Origin of the sequence: Flavobacterium sp. (genome assembly GCF_044369455.1) — a bacterium.
Lineage (GTDB): Bacteria > Bacteroidota > Bacteroidia > Flavobacteriales > Flavobacteriaceae > Flavobacterium.
On sequence record NZ_JBIPLW010000003.1, the window covers coordinates 143,111 to 166,195 of the forward strand.

A 23,085-nucleotide genomic window follows, 5' to 3' on the forward strand; every position below is an offset into this window, starting at 1 on the left:
TCTTTTTTAACATGGAAAATAGAACTAAAATTTTAGGAATCAATAGAAAAACTGTAATTGTTTTTAATAGAATCGCTTTAATAGCTATGCTTCATAGCACATTTGTAGCACCCAGTCAATCAATGATTCAAGATGTTTATGGGGCAAAAGAAAAGGACTATTACGGTTATATTGGTAGTTCTCAATTAGTAGATACTAACGATAAAATTGCGAGTAAATCGAATACTCCAAATATCATACAATCAAACCCAAAATCCAAACTTTATAGTTCAAATTCATTAAATGATAAGCTCTTTAGCTTTCAAGTTGATTCGGATATTAAAGAAGGTACTATTGGTGTTTCCAATACAAATCCTTTGGATGATGCAAAAGATAATTTATTCAAGTTTTATATAAAAGACATTCCAACTCAAAATTTTAAGACCTATTTGACGTATGACTTGTTTGGTGTACAAGATTTCAATGCCGTTTCTAGAAGCATCAATGATAGACCAGCAACAGGTGGTTATATCGTTAAAAATCAAAAGGGTTGGACTTCACAACGGGAAGAAATTAACCTCAATTGGTTGCGAGTTGGAGAAAACAAAATACTTTTTGGTATTCCCAAAGGATCTAATTATCAATATCAAATAAAAAATGTAAAACTTGAATTTGGTATAACAAAAGGTAGTGAAGGTGTTTCTTCTTTAATTTTAAATGCGCCAAGTTTAAATTATAGTAAAGACAATCAACTATATATCAAAGGATTTTTGAAAAATTACAATTCAGATGTAAAAGTTTATGCCGAAGACACACCTTTAAATAGTGTTGATGGTGAATACGAAGGTTTTTTAAAATTGACTGACGCCATAAAAAACAGAAAGTTTGTAATGGTAAAAGCTTTTGATTCCAAAGGGCTTTTAGGTCAGGAACTACTTTCATTAGATAATTTAATAGAAGCAGATAAAGTATTTATTATAGAAGAAAGTTTTAAACCAGTAGTCAGTTTTGTTAAAGCACGAACTAGCTCAGTTATAAAAACAGAAGGTGCATCTTTAAAAATTAATGATAGCGCATTAATAGATGACAAAGAAATTAGTATTTCAAAAATTAGAACTATTGATATTGCTCCAATGTCTTCTGGTTTGGTCAATGTTACCCAAGGCGGTTATGGTTTTCGCTTTTTGCCTGATGGAACAAAATTCAATAAACCTGTAGCACTAGAAATTGCTTATGATGAGCATCTAATCCCAAAAGGGCATAATGCTAATGAAATAAAGACTTTTTATTTCAATACACAACAAAAAACATGGGTAGCTATTGAGCGAGACACCATCAATAAAATTGATAAAACAATTACGTCTTTAACCAATCACTTTACGGATTACATCAATGGGATAATACAAACACCGGAAAGTCCAGAAACAGCAGGATTTACACCTACCATGATGAACGACATCAAAGCGGCTGACCCTTCCTCTGAAATGACATTGATAAGTCCTCCAGAAGTATCACAAAAAGGTGATGCCAATGTGAGTTATCCTATCAAAATTCCAGCAGGTAGAAAAGGGATGCAACCGCAACTTGCAGTGCAATATAGCAATGAAGGTGGTAATGGATGGTTAGGGCAAGGATGGAATATTAGCACTCCAGCCATTACCATAGACACAAGATGGGGAGTGCCAACTTTTAACCCAACAAAAGAGTCTGAAATATATACTTTAAATGGTGAACAATTAATGTATCCAAAAACTAGTAATGGTCAAGATTGGATGCCTAACAGGCATCAAGAAACAGGAGGAATTTATGATACTTCTCCAATAAATAGAACTGCAAATATTCAATTTACACCAAGAAAGCAAGGCAGTTTTGCTAAAATTGAAAGATTAGGATCTGCTACAACAAACTATTATTGGAAAGTAACCAATACTGATGGTACAATTAATTGGTATGGAGGCGATAATACAGGTATTAATGAAAATGCTATTATCAGGATTGGTGGAGCCGGAACCAACATTTGTCATTGGGCTTTATATATGACACAAGATGTTTTTGGTAATTGTGTAAAATACGAGTATGACAACACAACAATCCCAACACAGTCAGGACAAAATGCTAATTTAAATAATGGTAGAATTTTTCATATTAAGAACATTAAATATACAGGATTTAATAATGCAAACTATGGGTATGAAGTTGTATTCAACTCTACAACTACAATTCGTCAAGATGTAAGTATTAATGCTCGTTTGGGAGTAAAACAAGTGGAACCTTATTTGCTAAAAGATATTATTGTTAAAAAAATTGATGGTCGTCTCCCCATTAGAAAATATAATCTTATTTACAATCCCAATCTCAGTAAATTCAAAAAATCCCAACTTATAGCTGTGGCAGAGTTGGATAAAGATAACAAGGAGTTCTACCGACATACTTTTGAGTATTATGATGATTTAGCCGATGGAAATGGGAATGATGTTTATTTTTCTAATGGTGTTAATCAAACAATTTGTAATGATGCCCCTGTCACTCCATGTTTAGATACAGACAATGATGGAGTTTGTAATGAAAATGATCCTTGTCCTACCGTGGCAGGTCCAATAAGTAATAATGGGTGTCCTATAGATCAAGGCAATCATTGCTATGGAGTACACTTTCCAGCTCCACGTACTGAACCAGGGGCTCCATTAGTTCCAGTTGGGATACCTACTGAAGTATTTATCGATGGTGTTCAAGTTCCTGGAGGTCCATTTAATCTACTTAGCAATCCTTATGCTTTTTCTCAGGCTGTTAATTCACAATACAATACTTTCTTTAATTTTGGTCAAGATGGTATGACACTTTATAGTTGTATTCTTCAATTCTATGGCAATCATATATTTAATCAAATTAACTTGCACTATAATGGACTAGATCATTTTTATAATTTTAATCTATCATTAAATTGTTCCCAATTGTCTGCAAAGCAATCAGTTGTGAATAATAATATTGAGAATGTAGATATTAGTAAAGTTTCAAAAGATAATTTAGAAAAGATAAAAAAAGATCTAGAATTAAAAAATAGCATTACTAAGTCAAAAAACTCAAAAATCTATAACAAAGGGCTATTTCCAGCAGGAGATTATTTCCATAATTTGTTAGGAAATCACACAATCAGTTATCAACCAATAGGAAACATTATTGATCCAAATTGTCCTCCACTCTATAATTCAAGTTTTTTCATCAATGGAGTTATTCCTTCCTTTGTTAGTGTTGGGGCTATTTTAGGTTCTTCAACTTCAAAATCGATAAATATTGGGGGTCACCTTGGTTTTGGAATTGATTTTGAGTGGAACAATGGCCACAAATTAATGACTATTGGAGGTGGTTATAGCCATAGTTGGGAAAATAGCGAATCGTTAACAGCCCTAATAGATATAGATGGTGATGGACTGGAAGATTGTGTTTACAAATTTAATAATAGGTTGTATTGGAAGAAACACTTGGTTACTAGAACTTATGATACTAATAACGAACCCGTTATTACCCATTCCTTTAGCGGTTTAAAAAATATTACTAGTATTGATAATTCAATTACAGACTTTTATAAGTCTCATGGTGAATCTTCCAGTTATAACATTCAATTGAATGCAGGTTTCTCTGGAGGAAGTGCTATTTTTGGATATGATGGTTCCAATAACAAATCACGAAGCAATGTGTATTTTACAGATGCTAATGGCGATGGATTAACGGATATTGAAAGTTATGGTACTGTGTATTTTAATAGAATACAAGGTGACATCCCTTTCTTTGAACCCGAGAGCGAACGTACTGAGAACATGATCATTAAAGCCAGACCCAATGAAATTACACCACCCGATGAGGTCTTAGAAGATGTAACTCCAGCTTATGATGTGGTAAAAGTGTGGGAAGCACCTGCTGATGGTGCTATAAAGATAGAAAATACTATATTAAATACTGACCCTTCGAAGGAAGCTATTTTGACTATTGAGATGGGAAAGTTTGTTGAACCAAAATGCTATAGCGTAACATTTCCGGTTCCAACAAGTATATTTAGAGATTTTAATTTAACACGATCTGTAGGTGCAAGTAATGAAGGTTGGTGGGAATATGATAGGGATGGAAGTGAAAATGTTTCCTTAAAATTAACCTATTTAGTTGGGAGTACAAATTATAATGCTGCGACTGGAGTATTTCCATCAGTAAACACTAATCATCCACTATTTATGTCTAACGGAAATTATTCGGGTCCTACTTTTTTGGGACAAACGTTCAGCTATATTAATGCTAATGGGATAAATCACAATATAATTTCAAATGATTTTGTTTATAAGAACCATAATGTCTTAAATTCTTTAGAATCAGTTTTTCCTGGGACTTATCATAATAGTTTCACCCTATATGATGCCTATCAACACATTTCAATTGATATAGGTTATTGCACTCAAACATTAATTGATGCTGTTTATTATTCAAAACATTTGTATTCAAGTAATCCAGAATTAAATTATCTGGCTATGGATGGATATTGGTTATCATATTTAGGTAATGGAAATTTACCTTATCAATGTAATGGCTCTGGACCTAATGAAACTCCAACTCCTGCATGGCCAATAACAACTTCATCTGGGATTTCTACCAATATTAAAATAAATAATCAAATTCTTCCGAATTCACCTTTAACATTATATCAAAATAGTGATTTTCAAATTTTTAAAAACTACATCGAGTCACAATATCCAGGAGCAACCGTTACTTTATTTACAAATCCAAATGCTGGATCTACTATTACTGTAACAATAAATAATACTTTTGAAACACTCAGCACTATTTCTTTGACATCAGTAAATGGCAACACTACAAATACTTATAATTTTTCACAAATTAATTGTACACAAAATAAATCATTAGCAGAAAATACATTATCGAATAATGATGATTGGAAAGATTATAGATTTTCTAAAAATGAACTTGAATTAATTTATAAACAATCTTTAGCAAATGGTTGTGACTTGAATGAATTAGACTCTTTAGGAATACCTATACAATTAGAAATTGAAAATCAAAAATATGTTTTAAAGAAAACTAACAAAGGAATTGTATGGTATGATGATAAAGATGCTTTAATTACTGACCAAATTAAAATTTATAAACTAAATAAAAATTTAACTCCTGAATTTCTTTCAAATTACAGTAGTTTATCTGATTCATTCATAGACAAGCAAACTAAAGAAAGAAAACAAGCCCAGAAAGATGCGCAAGATTGGCTCGATGAATACTACAAAAAACAAAACGAAGAAAATTCCCAAAAAGTAAACGATCTATCATCAACATCAATAAACCCGACCACTTGCACATTTACCCCAAGTGAGATTTGTAAATTATACGGCATTCGTCTTAATGGCGCAACAACATCGGTTACCAATACACTTGACAAAAACTGCGAAGGGCAAACATTGAAAGTCAAAAAAGGCGACCGTATCTATTTTAGGGTACATTCTATATCAACTGGAAATCCTGCAGTAAACTGGGATCCAAAAGTTTCTTATACAGAAACCGTTTTTTTAAATACATTAGACCAGAATGGGCTAAAACCCTATTCCAGCAGTTATAGTGATGGTTTTATTCTTTCTCAGAGTGCTCCGGTCACTTTTCCTGGTAATGGAACAGCCCAAATCACTTGGGATAATTTTAATGTAAATAATCCATCGGATGTGGTAACTTTTCAAATAGTGAAAAGACAAGTCACTACCACTGGTACTCCGCCAAATAATGGCACCCCTATATTGTATCAAGAAGATGAAATATACACTTGGACATGTCAGCCAGGATCTCCAAATACAGTAGCTCCAACGGCAGCATTAAATGCCATATCGGCAAGTTCTACAACAAACTCGCTGGCGCAATTTTTATTTAGAGTGCGTTCGACATCTAATGTAAATTGGAAATTATTTGAGTGGAAGCCAAAGGTTATTTTCACCACTTCTCAAAACATTACCGCTACTGTAGGCGGAGCATCGGAAGGTGTTGTAACCGATGCAGAAACTAAATATCCAATAGTGGATTATAGTATTTATAAACCGTTTAATTGTGGGAGTTATTATAAAACCATTGATATTAGTTCTTATAATAGTTCAGGTTTAAGCATAGCACCTGTTATTACAAATAGTATTTTCAACAATAATGATAACGGAACATTAAATTTTGTTGTTAAACGAGGAAATACTTTAGTAGGAAAGCGAATAATAAAAGTTGCTAATGGATCTGTGTCTATTTTTCAAGCTGACGGTGTTACAGTAGCTACAACCCCAATCCCTATTACAGGCACAGGAGCAAAAATTGAAGTTGGTATTTATACCGATGATTCAGCACGACCTATAAATCATCCAACAAATGTTTCATTACTTTTCCGATTGATGAATGCCACTACAATTGCCACTATCATGAACGGAACAACAGCTGTCAATGTTCCTGCTAGTAATGTTAATTTAATGCATAAACCGCTCAGTCAGTTTGGTTCAATGTACCGTCAATGGGGACAATTTTTTTATTGTCCGGCAAAAGCAGCAAATTCAATTGTTGATCCAACACTTGGTGTAAAGTTAATCAAAGAAGAATTGTTAACCATTACTAATGCGCAGGCAACACAATTGCAAACAGCGTTGGAAAATAACACTATTAATCAGCCACCTATTAACGTTCAAGATCCAGCTGCAACCACCACTTTGTTTAATAATTTAAACACTTTGGTAAATCAATCTGGAATAAACAATTTCCCCTTTATGATGGCAAATCCTGTTAGAAGTAAAGACAACAGTACCATTGTGGAAAAATGGATAGGATTCCATAATGAAAATTATGCTACTAGTACTGCTTTTAGGGCTGCAACACTGGCTCAATCTTATGTATTCCCTAGTGTTACTTCCATAACACAAGGATTGTATAATACAGGTGCTATTGGAATTGATAGAGTTTCTAGAGGAAGTGGAGATAATATTACCGCTGGTGGTGGATCTGGCGGTTTTCAAGCATCAGCTGTAGCGTCCTTAGGTGGAAGTTCAACAACATTAACAGATTATATTGATTTGAATGGTGATCGTTATCCCGATATTGTTACTACTGATAGATTACAATACACATTAAAAACTGGGGGGTTATTTGAACCAATGGTTAGAAGTATAGGTGGAGCTATGTCTGACGATAATAATGGGAACTGGGGTTTATCAGCTTCTGGGACGTTCAGTAAAGCAGGAAAACCAATTCCAGCAGACACCGCCAAAAGAAACGGTAAAGATCATATTGGAAAGCCAGGAACATTTGCTTTTGGTGGAGGTGGAAATTCTACGGGGATCTCTGGAAGTTTAGGGTTTGGTGAGAATAACACCTCTCGCATGTGGGCAGACGTTAATGGTGATGGTCTTCCTGACATAGTTAAAAAATCTATGAACGGTTCTACTATAAATGTTTCTATTGACTTGAACTTGGGGAATAATGTTTTTAGTGCTCAAAATTATTGGGGAAATTTCAGCTTAGCTGCTGGTTCTAGCCAAACTATTGGTGGTGGATTGGGGTATAATTTTGCTAACGGTAGTATTGAAGCAGGATTATCACTTGGAAGAACCGACTCCGATACAAACAACACGCTTTTTGATATTAATGGAGATGGTTTATTGGATAAAATAGCTTCAAATGGTTCTTCCATTAGTGTTGATTATAATTTAGGAAATAAATTTGTTAGTAATTTTACACAAATTAGCAATCAATTCAATTATAAAAATAGTGCAGAAACTGTAAATTCGGGCATAAATGGTACAGGAACAGGGGCTATAATATGGCCATTGTATTTATTAGTTATTACTATACCTCTTAAAATACCAGACGTTAGTATAACGGCATCCTTAGGTTCTTCTACCAACAGAACCAAAAAAACACTTACCGATTTTGATGGTGACGGTTATCCAGATTTTTTAGAAGAATTAAGCCCAGGAACAGTTAGGGTTTATCATTCTCGTATAAGACGAACCGACATGCTAAAATCTGTTACAAACCCATTAGGCGGAAAATTCACTATTGATTATAAAGTACAGCCGGTTGACTATAACAATTCGCAAGCTAAATGGGCAATGAGCGATTTACAGATTGAGGACGGTTATGACAAAGTGAATGACGGAAAAGATGTTTATAAAAAACATTTTATATACGAAAACGGAAAATATGACCGAAGAGAAAGAGAATTTTATGGATATGAAACGGTGAAAGTACAAGATTATGCAATGGATGCAGATAACCTGCCTACTAGTGTTTACAGAACTTCGGTTTCTAAATATCATAACAATAGTTATTTCTTGAATGGTTTATTGAAAGAGAGTTATGTTTTAAAAGGAGAGGATGAGCAGCTAAAGTTTTCAAGAACCATAAATAATTATCAAGTAAGAAAATTGAATAATAACGACAATAATTTAATTGATAGTACCGTTTTGCCCGATAACTTTGATGTTGGAGGAACAGAAGGTCGTCGTTCTGCGGTTGTTTTACTTACTAGCACAATAAACGAATTGTATGAATTAAATCCGAGCCCACAATTAACTACACAAGTAAGATTTGAATACGACACGAAAGGTAGAGTTGTAGAATATTTAAATTTTGGTAACATTGACACAAATAGCGATGATTATACTTCAAAAATAGGATATCATGATGATCCTGCTTTGCTTAATCTAAATATTCTAAATGTTCCAAAGTTTATAAAAGTTAGTGATGCATCAGGATTGAGAAGACAAAGAACCACAACAGTGGATGTTGCAAATGGGAATATTGAATCAATAAGCGCTCTAATCTCTACAGGTGTCGAAGCCCAAACGTTTATGAAGTATGACCAATATGGAAATTTAAACTATATCCAATATCCAGAAAATGAAGCTGGTCAGCAAATGGCTTATGAGTATAAATATGATCCTGCTTATAATAAATACATTATAGGCATTTCTGATGCTTTTGGTTATTCGTCATCTGCTACCTATAACTCTGATTTTGATAAAATTCTATCCACAATAGATTTGGCAGGTAATTTGATGTTATATAGGTATGATTCTTTTGGAAGAACTACGCTTATAAGAGCACCTAAGGAAACTGAAGCGAGTCAAAGATACACCATCAGGTTTGAGTATTTCCCAATTTATGCCAATGTGGACGATAGTCCTTACAGGGAGTGTGTTGATAGAGCACTATTTACGCCATTTGCTATTACCAATCATTTTGATGTACAGCATAGCGATAATGATATACAAACCGTTACTTTCATTGATGGGCTAGGACGACCTATTCAAGTTAAAAAAGATATTCAGTTGAATGTTGGTTCCCCCCAAGAGCCAAATTATATAGAGTCCATGTCCATTTCTGGTAAAGCGTGGTTTGATGATTTTGGAAGAACAATCAAGCAATTTCATCCTTATTTTGAAGATAAAAATTGTGAACAGAATTATGTAGTGAATGAATATGAGTCTCCATTTGATTCAGAAACTGTATATGATGAGCTCGACAGGCCTGTAAAAACTTTAGACCCTGAAGATAACTCCAGTACAATGGAATATTCCATCGAAACGGATGTTGATGGTACAATGGCCATAAAAACTAAATCTATAGTGGAACAAAATGGAAATCAAAATATTGTTACAGAAACCTTTAAAGATGTGTCGGGTAAGGTAATTTCGACTAAAAATCAAGGTACTACGGACGACCTCTGGACACGTTTTAATTATAACGCTATTGGTGAGTTATTGTCTTACACTGATGCTGAAGAAATAACTACCGGTTATGAATATGATTTACTAGGTCGAAAAACGTTGGTTAGTCATCCTGATAATGGAACGACTACCTATCAATATGACGATGCTAGTAATTTGATTAAATTGCAGACTGCCAATTTAGCAAATGATGGTTCGTTAGACCCAGATAATAGATTCATTAAGTATAATTATTATTATAACAGATTAGTACAAATCAAATATCCTATCAATAGTAATGGTTCAGACAATATCAGTAATGTATATTACAAATATGGTGACACAGGCAATCAAACAGGCAGATTAATATGGCAGAAAGATGCCACAGGAACCCAAGAGTTTGATTATGGTAATATGGGCGAAATGGTTTCAAATGTGAGAACGGTTGTTGGGCCAAATATACCTACACGAGTTTTCAAAACTTCCTATCAGTATGACAGTTGGAACCGTTTGCAATCGATGGTTTATCCTGATGGCGAAACAATAGCTTATAATTACGATTTAGGAGGAAACTTAAACAAAATGACAGGCGATTATAACGGATCTCCTTATAGTTACATTAATCGTATAGACTACGATTACTATGAGCAGCGAACCTATTTACTGTATGGTAACAGAACGGAAACATTTTATAATTATACACCTGCTTTAAGAAGATTAGAAAATCTTAATGTTAAAACTTCCGATAGCAATGATTTGTTTAACAATAAATATCAATACGATAAAGTGGGTAATGTGCTTGGCTTGAGTAATAATGCGGGAGTAACTGCCAATAATATGGCTGGAGGATATAAGCATGCTTTTGAATATGATAATTTTAACCGTCTTGTTAAAGCAGAAGGAATTTTTGATGGCAGCATCGATCAAATTGCCTCAGGAAATGATGCCAATGCTAAATACTTTTTAAAAATGAGTTACAATAAGACGCATGGCATTGAAAACAAGACACAAGGACACAGCAAAAACGGAAATACATTCATTCAAAACACCTATAGCAATCATTATAAGTATATAGCCGATACACATAAAGTGGGGATTATTATTGATGTCAATACGGGCGAACAAGAAAATTTTGGATATGATTTGAATGGTAATATAACAAAGCGTACAACCAATACCTCACAAAGAGTATTTTCTTGGGACGAATCCAACCGTTTAAGAGTGGTTTCAGACAACAGCAGTATGCAACATTATATTTATGATGCAAGTGGTGAGCGTGTGCTAAAAGCCAATTCTGATATGGAAGCCGTGTATGAAAACGGCACATTGGTAAATGCACCAGGAACAGTAAGCATCAACGGTTACACCAGTTACCCGAGCGGCTTTATGGTCATTACTGCCGATGGTGTATATAGCAAACATTATTATGCAGGAAGCCAACGGATAGTGAGCCGATTGGGTGATAACGATGCCAGTATGTTTGAAACAGATTGCCCTACTTGCAAAAAAGAAAGCACGGCTAACGAATTTGATTCTAAAGAACTCCAAAAAGCACAAATAACAGATTTGCAAAGCTATGCCGATAAACTCAAAAAAGGAACAATAGTTTACAAGGACTATAAACCAATACCACTAGCAGAGCAAGAAAAGGCATTGGCTGATGAAAACAAAACTGATAACGAGGAAAACACCGCTAAATTGCAGAGGTCGGGTGAGGCAAGAGCACCAGAAGTTGCACCAATATATTATTACCATCCCGACCATCTGGGCACCAGCACTGCTTTAACCGATTTTAACGGTAATGCGTACCAATTTTTCTTAAATTTGCCTTTTGGAGAAACCATGGCGCAGCAGTTGGGTAGCAATTACTACAACTCGCCCTATAAGTTTAACGGCAAAGAACTAGATGAAGAAACAGGATTTTACTATTATGGAGCAAGGTATTATGACCCGAGGATAAGTATTTGGTTGAGTGTTGACCCGCTGGCGGAAGAATACCCTAACGTTTCGCCATACGCTTACTGCTTAAATAATCCAATTAATGCTATTGATCCTGATGGTCGTAGAGTTTACTTTGTTGCAGGTGCAGGAAATGACCCTGCAAGTCAAGGATGGAATTATAAAAAAAGATTTAAGAAAATTTGGGAATCTAGAGGTATAAAAGATGTTCGTTTAATGAATGTTAGTCACGGAAGAGAGGGAGATATGATCTTTGCGGATGCTTATAGACATTACAGTAAAGTGCCAGGTTCTAATTCAAATATGAAAGTAACGGCAAAAATGATAACAAAAGCAGTTAATGGGATTATGAAAGATTTAAAAAATAATCCATTGGCAGAAGGTGAACAAATGAATTTAACTGGTTATAGTTATGGTAGTGTTTTACAAGCCCATGTTGCTATTGCATTAGCAGACAAAGGAGTGAAAGTAGATAATTTAATATTAATTGGAAGTCCTATTTCGGATGATTCTGATTTGATGAAAACATTAAATGAATATAAGGATGCTGGGAAAATCGGTGGAATACAAAGAATAGATATTGAGGGAGATGGTTTTAGTAATCCTAAAAGTAATTCCGAATATTTAAATGCTGTTATAGATGCATTACCTTTTTTTGAAGGAGATGCCCACCACCATTTTGATTTGGCAAGACCAGGAAAAGCTGCAGACAAAAAGATTGGAGAAGCTGCTGATAAATTGATAAAAGCTGGTGTTGAATAAAAAAATATGAAAAAATATATCAGATATTCGTCGTTTTTAAGTATTTTTTTAAGTTTAATTCCAATGTATTATGTATATACATTACCTAAAGGTAATTTTATTTCTGGTCCAGTAACATTTTTATTAATGCTATTTATATTATTAATGCAAATTGTTTTATCTGTAATTATTTGGAATTCAAATGATAGCAATAAAAGAAAAATTATGATATTAGCTATTATAAACTTTGCAATAACATTACTACAATTCTATATGCTTTATAGATATGACAATATTACTTCCTAAACATAAAAAACCCCGATAGCGCATTCTATGTTAAAAAACAAATAAAAATGAAAGTAAATTAACTTGCAAATTTATAAGTATTTATATAAGGTGTTTGTCTTTTAATCACAGAAAACACACGACCAATAATTTTACATTTTACATTGTTTAAAACTAACATTGCATTCTTTCCTTCATCTTTTTTTCTTTCATAATATTCTTTGAGTTGCGGATCATGTTTAACGGCAACGAGTGCCTCCCGCTCCCGCACGAATCCTTTCGTGTGGTTCTAAATATAATATTAACCCCCCCGCTGTCCGAAGTCTACCATAAAAACAAAACGTTATCAAAACTAGGGGCTTGCTGTGCGAATGTCTCCTGACTTCGCACCCGTTCCAATAATACACACAGTTAATTCAACAAAACAAATATCAATTTGTAGTAAAAAAAATTATATTTGAATAAAAAAACATGTCGGACGGATACAAAATAAGAGACCAAACTTTGCCGCATTTTGTAACTGCAACAGTTGTAGATTGGGTTGACCAGCCTGCCGGCGGGCAGGTGTTTTTACTAGAAAAAACTATAGAGACATCGTTATAGCTTGTTTGGATTTTTGCATTACAAACAAAGCTATGGTTTTGTATGGTTATGTTATTATGAGCAATCATATTCACATGGTAGTGCAATCTGGTAATGGAGAATTGTCGGATTTGTTGCGTGATTTTAAAAAATTCACTTCTAAAGAAATTGTAAAAACCATACAGGAAGAGCCCGAGAGCAGAAGAGAATGGATGTTGGAACGTTTTAAATTGGCAACCGACAGTCATTCTAGAAACAAAAATTATCAGTTTTGGCAGTATGGCAATCATCCTGAAGAAATTTACAGCAACAAATTTATGTGGTCAAAGCTGGATTATATTCATCTCAATCCCGTTCGTGCAGGAATTGTAGAGAAAGCATCACACTATATTTATTCGAGCGCCAGTAATTATGTTTCTGATACAGGCTTATTGAAAATAGAAAAAGCAGATATTCCTATTGTTGATGTTTTAAATTTGAATAATTTTACAAAATATAACGAATATTGAGTTTTAGGAAGTTGGTGCGTTATTTAGTAGTGGGTGCGAAGTCGGAGACATTCGCACAGCATCCTAGAAACAACGATATTTATAAAGAATACTTCGGAGAGCGGGGCGTTTGGATATGTTAAACAGTCGATAGTGAGGAAATGTTTTCAGTGCCCATAAAGTTGAGCAGAAAAAAATAGTTGTAAATAAAAGCCCCGAAATTCGGGACTTTATTTTTTAATCTTGATAATGACCATAAAGCGAAAAGACAACAATTTGTTCTTCTTCCACTTTATAAATAATGCGGTGTTCGAGGTTTATTCTACGAGACCAGTAACCGCTATAATTGGCTTTTAATGGTTCGGGTTGTCCTATGCCATCAAAAGGAGTTTTGCAAGAGTTTTCTAAAAGGTTGTAAATTTTCTTTACTGCTTTAATATCGTTTTTCATCCACCAGCCCAAATCTTGCCAAGCTTTTGGCATAAAAACTAAATTACGCATTAATCATTGCTTTAAGTTCAGCTAAATTAAGCGGTGTAGGAACTACTTTTTTACTTTCATAATCTTCAATACCTTTTAAAATAGCAGTATTGGTAATCTCATTAGGAGCAATAGCTTTTACTTTTTTTACAAAAGAAATAGACTTAAAAAACTCTTCGGCAAAAGCGATTTTATTTTCGGGTATTTCTAAAATATATTTCATTTTTATTTGTTTATTAGGTTGCAAATTTTGTTCAAAAAAGTTTTGAAATTTTTATTTGGTTAGCATTGTATAAAGCTTCTTATAAAATATATTTATATTTTACTCATCGTAGTTGCCACTGCTAAATCCAACACAAATATACTATTCTTATTCATATTTTCAAAATTTTAAACCAGCTCTACAAAGGTATTCCCCCACTGGCTCTCGTTTCTCCACATCTCTAGTGCTTGTTTGAGGCGAGTAATGAATTAAGTTAAAATAATCACAGCATTTGCAATGCGGTTAACTAAAATAAAAGTAATCTGAAGCTTCCGTTTTTATATTATTGTTTTCTCAAAAATTTTATATTTATAAAATGTTTTAAGACCAGCGTTAAAAACGCTTTATTTGTCAAATAAAGGTAAGTAGGTACTCGTCACAGAAGAGCACCAGAATGGGGACTTGTTTTGGAAAATAAAGTAAAGAGCTAGTTAATAGCGGACTTTATGTTATTCGGGCACTTCTTCTAGTAGTTCAGCCAGTTCTTTGTTGGTTAAGTTTTCTTTTTCTGATTTATCATAAATAGAGAGTAAATAAACGGTTTCATCAGCAATAACAAAATTTGTAATTACTCTTGCTCCAACACTTTTGCCTTTACTTTTTGATGAAATGGCAAGACGTATCTTGTAGCAGTTTCTAGATAAAGAAGTTCCTTGTACAGGGTTTTTCTCCAAACTTTCAAATAAAACGGCTAAATCAGTTTTTAAGGAATGGTATTTTTTAGCCAACTTTTTTAATTCTTTCCTAAAAGTAGGAACAGCAATAATATTATAACTCATCTAACAACTGTTTAGCAGGTATGCCTTTCAGTTTCGCATCTCGTACTAATTTCAGTTCTTCCACCGCTTCTTTAATCTCTTCCATCAGCAAAGCTTTTTCGTTAGAAATAGTTTTTGTTTTTACATAAGATAATCCCTTAAGTACCTCCAAAAGAGGTAGTGCTTTGTTGTCTTTTATATCTAATAAAACTTTCATAATTGTTTATTTTGCGGATTGAGAATTTTGTTCAAAAAAGTTCTGAATTTTTTGTTTGGTAAGCATCCTATTCCAAACATTTTTATCCTAATCATCGTCGTTGTCTGCTCTATCTAATACAAATGTACTATTCTTATTGATATTTTCAAAATTTTAATACCTATGCAAAGTGTTCCTTTGAAAAGCTTCGCAAATGCCTCATGACTGCGGAAACCCGACCGCTCGGATATGTTCAACGGTCGATAGCGGATTTACTTCGTCAGTTCGCATCGCTCGGGTGCAATCCGTGCCCACAAAGCGAAGATATAAAAACACAAAACCCAGCAATTGCCGGGTTTATTGTTATAATAAAATATTTTTTACAGGCGTTTTATAACCTTGCTTTTATCTTGTTTGTTGTGCAAAATGGCAATAATTAAAATTTGTTTTTTGTCTTCATTAATTGTAAAATGAATGCCGTATGGAAAAAATTTAGGGTGAGCAATTCTAATATTTTCAAAAATCGGATAATAGATAAAAGGATTTTTTTGCAATTTATCAATAGTCTCTTTTATGCAATGTGCGAAACGTTCTTCTAAATCTGTATCAGGACTTTGCTCATAATACCAGAGCTTGGCAATCTCAATATCGTCTTCAACTTCTTCAAAGTAATCTAACTCAAAATCAAATTCAATCATCGATTGACTTTTTTATTGAGTGCATCAAATAATCCTTGAATTGGTTTTACACGTTCAGGATGCTTGGCAATAGTTTCTAATCTTGATGTTAAAAGTTCTTTTTGCCAATCAGGAATATCAGATGAAATTTCTTCAATATCGGGATACTGTTGTTTAATTAAACTCCATTCTTGTTGTGGAATGTAAACTCCAGAATTATTGCCGTTGCTGTCTTGTAATACTTGAAGTTTCATTGTTTTGATTATTTAGATGTTTGTAAATTCTGTGCAAAAAAGTTCTGAAATTTTTGTTTGGTTAGCATTGTGGCACGCATTCTGTAGAATACATTTTTATCCTAATCATCGTCATTGTCTGCTCTATCTAACACAAATGTACTATTCTTTTTCGATATTTTCAAAATTTTATACCTCCGCAAAGTGTTCCTTTGAAAAGCTTCGTAAATGTCTCCTGACTGCGGAGCTGGGAAGAGACTAAACTATTGACAAAATAGGTGTAATCTTTTGTATTTTTTTATAACCCTGTCAGCGTTCAAAACACTGACAGGGTTTAAATTTTAATTCAATGCTATTTTTTTTCTTGAAGTGATGCTAAAAGTAATTTTGCTATTGCTTCTGATGAAGCAGGGTTTTGACCAGTAATTAGCAAACCATCTTGTTGGGTGTGACTACTCCAATCGGCTCCTTTACTATAAATAGCGCCATGCTTTATCAATTCATCTTCTAGTAAAAATGGCACTACTTGGGTTAGTTTAATTACTTCTTCCTCTGAATTTGAAAAACTAGTAAGGTGTTTGCCTTTTACAATTGGTTCTCCATTCGCTGCTTTTGTATTCACTAATGCGGCTGGCGCATGACAAACAAAGGCAATTGGTTTTTGATGATTATAAAACTCTTCAATCAGTTGAATAGAAATTTTATCAATGGCTAAATCCCATAACAGACCATGGCCTCCAGGATAAAAAACAGCATCAAAATCCTCTTGTTTCATATCACTTAATTTTAATGAATGTGCTACTTTATCAATGAGTTTATAGTCTTTATAAAATCTTTCGGTAGACGGTGTTTGCGCATCTTTCAACTCACTACTAGGATCCACTGGCGGCTGTCCTCCTTTTGGCGAAGCAATTGTAATTTCGGCACCGGCATCGGCTAAAACATAATAGGGGCTTGCAAATTCTTCAATCCAAAAACCTGTTTTTTCTTGGGTGTTTCCCAAAGTAGCATGCGACGTTAAAACGAATAAAATTTTCATAACTAGTAGTATTTATTTAATTAAAATCTTTATTAATACTCACGATTATCTCGTTCTTCCTGCCAAATAATTGGTAAGGTGGATTGTATCCTAAGTATCGAAAGTGACCGTAATAAGAAATGGAATTTGCTTTTAAAGCATTTTCCAATTTCTCAATATTTTCATTGATGTCTTGAGTTGATGCAAAACCTCCAAATGTTATAGCAGCTACATATTCGTCAGCTGTAGTTACAATTTTCACCTCCGAACTGTTTGGTTTTGGCAAGTTGTCTTTATTGTATTCAGAAGGCATCACAAAACTCATAGAGGAAATAGTATCATTTACATCCATATATACTGGAGCAGTCATGGCTATTTTTTGTTGGGTACTGTTACCGCCAAAAATATAACCCGCTAATTTACTAAAACCAGAATTCCCTAACTCTTTATAAGATTTTGCAGAAGATGTAATGGTAGCCATAGTCGCAGCCGGATAGAATCGTATTTCAAAATTTTTTTCTACCCGAATTACTTTGTATGGCTGTGTTTGTGTTGAATTAATTGACAGGGTAGTATATACTTGAAATAGTAACAGGAGTACGATAATGATGCCGGTTGTTATGATGAAAATTTTCATTTTTTTAATAATTTAGGACTTCTTCAATTCTAATGTTACTCGGGTAATCTTTTATTTTGAGACAATTTACAAATTATATCTTGACTGTTGCATATTCTTCACAGATATTTGCACATTTTTCACAAGCTTCTGCACATGCTTTACAAGAATCATGATGAGAAGCGTGTTTTGCGCACTCTTCGGAACAAATTCCGCATATTTTAGCACATAATGCATGCAAATCTTGACTAAATCTTGAACCCCTAGCTTCAAAACGTGCACACAATGCACAAATAGCAGCGCAATCTCTGCATAATGCAATACATTCTTTATTGCCACTCGCAATACAATCGATAATACAGCTTTCGCAAGTTATCAAACATGCTAAACATGCTTCGATACCTTTTTTTGAAATTTTCATTTTGAAATTGTTTTCAATGCGAATGAATTTTCACAATGAGTCAAAGGTGCTACCGATTACTTACAATAACCTTGTATAATAATAAATAAGAATTATAACATTCACACATTGTTTCGATAGCAACTACGTAACACTTTTAGTTATTTTTTGTTTTAGAATGCGTAATCGTGATAATTTCCTCAGAAATCAAAAAAATGAGTTTTTATTTTTCAATTAGTAATACTACTTTTGCACATGCAACACAACGTACTTATTTTAGATTTCGGTTCGCAATACACCCAACTTATTGCACGCCGCGTTCGGGAATTAAATATATTCTGCGAAATCTTCCCATACAATCATGTTCCAACAGATTTATCATCTTATAAAGCAGTCATCCTTGGCGGAAGCCCTTATTCTGTCCGTTCAGAAGATGCTTTGCAAATTGATTTGTCTAATATCAGAGGCAAATTACCATTACTTGCGGTCTGTTATGGCGCTCAGTATTTGGCCCATTTTTCAGGAGGCGAAGTAGCCGCTTCCAATATCAGAGAATATGGAAGAGCCAATTTATCATTCATCAAAGAAGGAGAAACTTTTTTTGAAGAGGTAAATCTAAATTCACAGGTTTGGATGAGCCACAGCGATACCATCAAACATTTACCAACCAATGGTGTGAAATTGGCAAGTACCAAAGATGTAGAAAATGCAGCCTACAAAATCGAAGGCGAAACAACGTATGCCATTCAATTTCATCCCGAAGTCTATCATTCAACAGATGGAAAACAGATTTTAGAAAATTTTTTAGTTAAGATTGCTCACGTTCCTCAAAACTTTACACCCAATGCTTTTGTGGAAGACTGTGTCAAAGAGTTGAAGGAGAAAGTAAAAGATGATAAAGTCGTTCTTGGACTTTCTGGTGGAGTAGATTCTACCGTAGCAGCAGTTTTATTGCATAAAGCTATTGGTAAAAACTTGTATTGTATATTCGTTAACAATGGTTTGCTGCGCAAAAACGAATTCGAAAATGTATTGCATCAATACAAGGGCATGGGATTGAATGTAAAAGGTGTTGATGCTTCAGCCCGATTTATGAATGCATTAGATGGAATTGAAGATCCAGAAACCAAACGTAAAGCAATTGGGAATGCCTTTATTGAAGTTTTCGATGAAGAAGCGCATTTAATTGAAGACGTAACTTGGTTGGCTCAAGGAACAATTTACCCAGATGTTATCGAATCAGTTTCTGTAAAAGGACCATCGGCTACCATCAAATCACATCACAATGTGGGCGGTTTACCCGATTATATGAAGCTCAAAATAGTAGAGCCTTTGCGCATGTTGTTCAAAGATGAAGTTCGTAGAGTTGGAAAAACATTGGGCATCGACCCTGAACTTTTAGGCAGACACCCATTTCCTGGGCCTGGATTATCAATTAGAATTTTGGGGGCAATTACTCCTGAAAAAGTTAGGATTTTGCAAGAAGTTGACGCTATATTTATTAATGGCTTAAAAGAACATGGATTATATGATAAAGTTTGGCAAGCCGGAGCGATTTTACTTCCTGTAAATAGTGTTGGAGTAATGGGCGACGAGCGCACTTATGAAAAAGTAGTTGCGCTTCGTGCTGTAGAATCAACAGATGGAATGACAGCGGATTGGGTTCATTTGCCGTATGAGTTTTTGATGAAAATCTCTAATGAAATTATCAATAAAGTGAAGGGTGTAAATAGAGTAGTATATGATATTAGTTCTAAACCACCCGCCACAATTGAATGGGAATAGATTTGTTAACATAAAAAAGTTAATGAAAAAATTAGCAATTTATATTGAGTTTAAAAAGTTTTGTTAACTTTAGACGTTAAATAAACATTAGGTAAATGAAAAACCGTATTCTTTTTTCAATATTTCTAACTGTATTTTCTTTCGTATTTACCGTCGCTGCAAAACAAGAAAAATACACTAAACATACTGTCGTTAAAGGCGAGACTATAAATATTATAGCTCAAAAGTATAAGATTACACCTTATGACATTTACAAATTAAATCCAGATTCTCAAAACGGAATTCAGCTGGACAGTGTTTTGTTAATTCCATCTTCAGCAGTTGAAACGACATCTTATGTTGCCCCTAAAGCAACTTCTTCAACTATTCAAAATAGTAATCCAACCACCCATTTGGTTCAATCTAAAGAAACTTTATATAGTCTTTCTAAACAATATAATATAACGATTGATGCGCTTAAAGCCGCTAATGAGGATTTGTTAAAAGAAGGATTGAAAATCGGACAAAATATTAAAATTCCAGTATCGGGAAGTTCACAAACCACCATAGTTTCCAAGCCTGTTGAAGTTGAAAAAGTACCAGTGAAAGAAGCACCGAAAGTAAATGCTCAAAAATCGGAATCAAAGCCAGAAACTTCAACAGAAGGAATTGCTTATCATGTCATTGCACCTAAAGAAACAAAGTATGGAATAGCCAAAAAGTACGGCATGACTATTGCTGAATTGGAGCGTCTTAACCCAGAAGTTATTTCTGATTTTCCAATTGGACTTAAGCTTCTTGTTGTAGGTAATTCATCAGTAAAACCCAGTTTAGAAACCGCGAAGTCTCCAACGGTAGAAACGCCATCAGGACCTTCGTCAAGTACCAAAAAATATTTAGAAGAATATGTGGTTAAACCGAATGAAACAATTTTGAGCATAGCCAATGATTATAATATGCCTGAAAAAGAACTAATCTCACTTAATCCAGAATTAAAAAAAGGATTAAAACAAGGTATGATTCTCAGAGTTCCGAAAGGCCAGCGGAAGGAACCTGTCAAAAAGGAACAAGGAAATTTACTAAAAACAATTAACACTAATGCGAGGAAACAACTCGCATTACTTTTTCCGTTTAATATCTCAAAGTTAGAAAGTGATACTATAAATTCAACGCAAGCGCTTTTAAAAAAAGACAAATTTTTAAACTTGACTTTAGATTTTTATTCTGGAGCACTCATGGCAATTGATTCTGCAAAGGTTTTAGGGATGAATATTGATATCAAAATTTTAGATTCTCAGGAAACAAAAAGCACTTCTAATGTTTCTGCTTTAGTACAACAAAACAATCTTCAAACAATGGATGCAATTGTTGGGCCTTTTTATCAGGCGAATGTGGAAAAATTAGCAGAATTAGTTGAGTCAACTAAAACTCCCGTTATTTCTCCATTATCTAAAGAAGTTGGAAAAAAGTATTCTAATTTATATCAATCCATGCCATCAACTGAGCTTTTGCGAACTTCCATCTTTGATTTTATGAAAACTAAAAATGCGAATATTATTGCCGTAATTGACAATAAAAAAACAGGTGTCAGGCAGTATATTCAAGACATGCAAAATGAAACTAAAATAGTTGGATTGAGCCTTAAAGGTACTGTAGTTGCTGACAGCTTGAAAGTATTACTTCAAAAAGATAAACTCAACTATGTAATACTTGCCTCTGAAAGTACCGGAATGATTTTAGCAACTACTTCAGTAATGTTGGCTGTGCAAAAAGAGTATCAAGTACAATTGGTTATATTGGAACCGAATGAGACATTAGATTTTGAAGAAATATCATTGACTAGATTGACCAAATTAAAACTTTTATTTCCATCACTTTCCAGACCAAACGAAACGGTTGAAGCCAATCAATTTGATGCTAAATATAAAAAGCTAAATAAGATTTTACCCAACCAATATGCTATTCGGGGTTTTGATGTAACTTTTGATACTTTAGTTCGATTGTCTCAGGACAAAACGTTTGAAGAAACGGTTCAAGCAACCTCTTCGGAACAAATAGAGAACAAGTTTGATTATGTAGCCAATACAACTTATGGCTACTCTAATAACGGAATTTATATTTTGTATTACGATACTGATTTAACCATAAAAGAAGCTTTATAATGACCACATCAATTGTTAGATATTTAGGCGAATTGAGGACTTCCTCTATGCATTTGCAATCGGGAACGGAAATCCTTACCGATGCTCCAACAGATAATCATGGTAGAGGTGAAGCCTTTTCGCCAACCGACATGGTCGCAAATTCATTGGCAACTTGTATGATATCAATTATGGGAATAAAAGCAAGAGATATGGATTTGGAACTAAAAGGAACCACAGCCGAAGTTACCAAAATTATGGCCGCGGAACCGAGACGAATTTCAGAGATTCATATCAAATTTGAAATGAACCTCGAGGCTGATGATAAAACTAAATCGATATTAGAAAGAGCAGCCATGACTTGTCCGGTTTATCATAGTTTGCATCCTGATATTAAAAAGAGTATAATCTTTAACTGGAAGTAAAATTAGAATAAAGATGAAAGAATATAGATTATAGACTTTTCATTTTACTATCATTTATCTATTTTCTATTCTCTTATTAAATGAATGCACAACAACAACTTCTTATCAAACTCGCCCATACCAAAATGCCTTTTGGTAAATATGAAGGCTATTATCTAATCGACTTACCCGAGTATTATGTCGTTTGGTATAGTAATAAAGGGTTTCCAAAAGGACAACTAGGCGAACAATTACAATTGGTTTACGAACTTAAGTTAAATGGTTTAGAAGAGTTAGTTCGTAACGTAAAGAGGCAATATCCGAAACCAATCTAATTTGAAAATTTGTAAATGAGATAATTTTAAAATTACGTTTTTATTTAT

15 protein-coding genes are annotated in these 23,085 nt (G+C 33.9%); 6 read left to right on the forward strand and 9 right to left on the reverse strand.

Features of this window, described 5'->3' with window-relative positions:
• Window positions 1-11 precede the first annotated feature (11 nt).
• Together ACIQ2L_RS04565 and ACIQ2L_RS04570 are read left to right on the forward strand one after the other, a co-directional pair.
• Window positions 12-12,419 (forward strand): SpvB/TcaC N-terminal domain-containing protein, encoded by a 12,408-nt coding sequence (locus tag ACIQ2L_RS04565; RefSeq protein WP_396156858.1) that lies wholly within the window; start codon window positions 12-14, stop codon window positions 12,417-12,419.
• Between the two features lie 872 nt (window positions 12,420-13,291).
• Entirely contained in the window at window positions 13,292-13,774 is a 483-nt protein-coding gene (locus tag ACIQ2L_RS04570) for a transposase (RefSeq protein WP_396156860.1), read from the forward strand.
• Window positions 13,775-13,990: 216 nt separating this feature from the next.
• Here ACIQ2L_RS04570 and ACIQ2L_RS04575 read toward each other — a convergent pair whose 3' ends face one another.
• From ACIQ2L_RS04575 to ACIQ2L_RS04615, 9 genes are all read right to left on the reverse strand, one after another.
• A complete protein-coding gene (locus ACIQ2L_RS04575) occupies window positions 13,991-14,254 on the reverse strand; it encodes a Txe/YoeB family addiction module toxin (RefSeq protein ID WP_396156862.1) in 264 nt (87 codons plus the stop codon).
• Window positions 14,247-14,456, reverse strand: coding sequence for a hypothetical protein (locus tag ACIQ2L_RS04580; protein ID WP_396146588.1), 210 nt, complete (start codon window positions 14,454-14,456; stop codon window positions 14,247-14,249). The genes ACIQ2L_RS04575 and ACIQ2L_RS04580 overlap by 8 nt, the downstream gene beginning before the upstream one ends.
• A gap of 488 nt (window positions 14,457-14,944) precedes the next feature.
• The gene (locus tag ACIQ2L_RS04585; RefSeq protein WP_396156864.1) at window positions 14,945-15,274 is read right to left on the reverse strand and encodes a type II toxin-antitoxin system RelE/ParE family toxin; all 330 of its coding nucleotides are present in this window, start codon (window positions 15,272-15,274) and stop codon (window positions 14,945-14,947) included.
• Window positions 15,264-15,470: a hypothetical protein gene (locus ACIQ2L_RS04590; RefSeq protein WP_396156866.1), complete on the reverse strand. Its 207-nt coding sequence runs from the start codon at window positions 15,468-15,470 to the stop codon at window positions 15,264-15,266. Before ACIQ2L_RS04590 ends, ACIQ2L_RS04585 begins: the two co-directional genes overlap by 11 nt.
• Window positions 15,471-15,829: 359 nt before the next feature.
• Window positions 15,830-16,147, reverse strand: a complete 318-nt coding sequence (locus ACIQ2L_RS04595; protein ID WP_396156868.1) for a type II toxin-antitoxin system RelE/ParE family toxin — start codon at window positions 16,145-16,147, stop codon at window positions 15,830-15,832.
• On the reverse strand, window positions 16,144-16,380 hold the full coding sequence (locus tag ACIQ2L_RS04600) for a hypothetical protein (protein ID WP_396156870.1): 237 nt from the start codon (window positions 16,378-16,380) through the stop codon (window positions 16,144-16,146). Before ACIQ2L_RS04600 ends, ACIQ2L_RS04595 begins: the two co-directional genes overlap by 4 nt.
• A 331-nt stretch (window positions 16,381-16,711) precedes the next feature.
• Window positions 16,712-17,398, reverse strand: coding sequence for a type 1 glutamine amidotransferase domain-containing protein (locus ACIQ2L_RS04605; protein ID WP_396156872.1), 687 nt, complete (start codon window positions 17,396-17,398; stop codon window positions 16,712-16,714).
• Window positions 17,399-17,414: 16 nt separating this feature from the next.
• The gene (locus ACIQ2L_RS04610) at window positions 17,415-18,014 is read right to left on the reverse strand and encodes an SOUL family heme-binding protein (protein WP_396156874.1); all 600 of its coding nucleotides are present in this window, start codon (window positions 18,012-18,014) and stop codon (window positions 17,415-17,417) included.
• Window positions 18,015-18,087: 73 nt separating this feature from the next.
• Window positions 18,088-18,414: a four-helix bundle copper-binding protein gene (locus ACIQ2L_RS04615; protein ID WP_396156876.1), complete on the reverse strand. Its 327-nt coding sequence runs from the start codon at window positions 18,412-18,414 to the stop codon at window positions 18,088-18,090.
• 234 nt (window positions 18,415-18,648) lie between these two features.
• Between ACIQ2L_RS04615 and guaA the strand changes: the two genes are divergently transcribed.
• The 4 genes from guaA (at window position 18,649) to ACIQ2L_RS04635 (ending at window position 23,037) form a co-directional block, all read left to right on the forward strand.
• Window positions 18,649-20,178 (forward strand): glutamine-hydrolyzing GMP synthase, encoded by a 1,530-nt coding sequence (gene guaA / locus ACIQ2L_RS04620; RefSeq protein WP_396156878.1) that lies wholly within the window; start codon window positions 18,649-18,651, stop codon window positions 20,176-20,178.
• A gap of 95 nt (window positions 20,179-20,273) precedes the next feature.
• Window positions 20,274-22,319 (forward strand): LysM peptidoglycan-binding domain-containing protein, encoded by a 2,046-nt coding sequence (locus tag ACIQ2L_RS04625; RefSeq protein ID WP_396156880.1) that lies wholly within the window; start codon window positions 20,274-20,276, stop codon window positions 22,317-22,319.
• The gene (locus ACIQ2L_RS04630; RefSeq protein WP_396156882.1) at window positions 22,319-22,723 is read left to right on the forward strand and encodes an OsmC family protein; all 405 of its coding nucleotides are present in this window, start codon (window positions 22,319-22,321) and stop codon (window positions 22,721-22,723) included. Before ACIQ2L_RS04625 ends, ACIQ2L_RS04630 begins: the two co-directional genes overlap by 1 nt.
• Window positions 22,724-22,803: 80 nt before the next feature.
• Window positions 22,804-23,037: a DUF3820 family protein gene (locus ACIQ2L_RS04635; RefSeq protein WP_396156884.1), complete on the forward strand. Its 234-nt coding sequence runs from the start codon at window positions 22,804-22,806 to the stop codon at window positions 23,035-23,037.
• Window positions 23,038-23,085 lie beyond the last annotated feature (48 nt).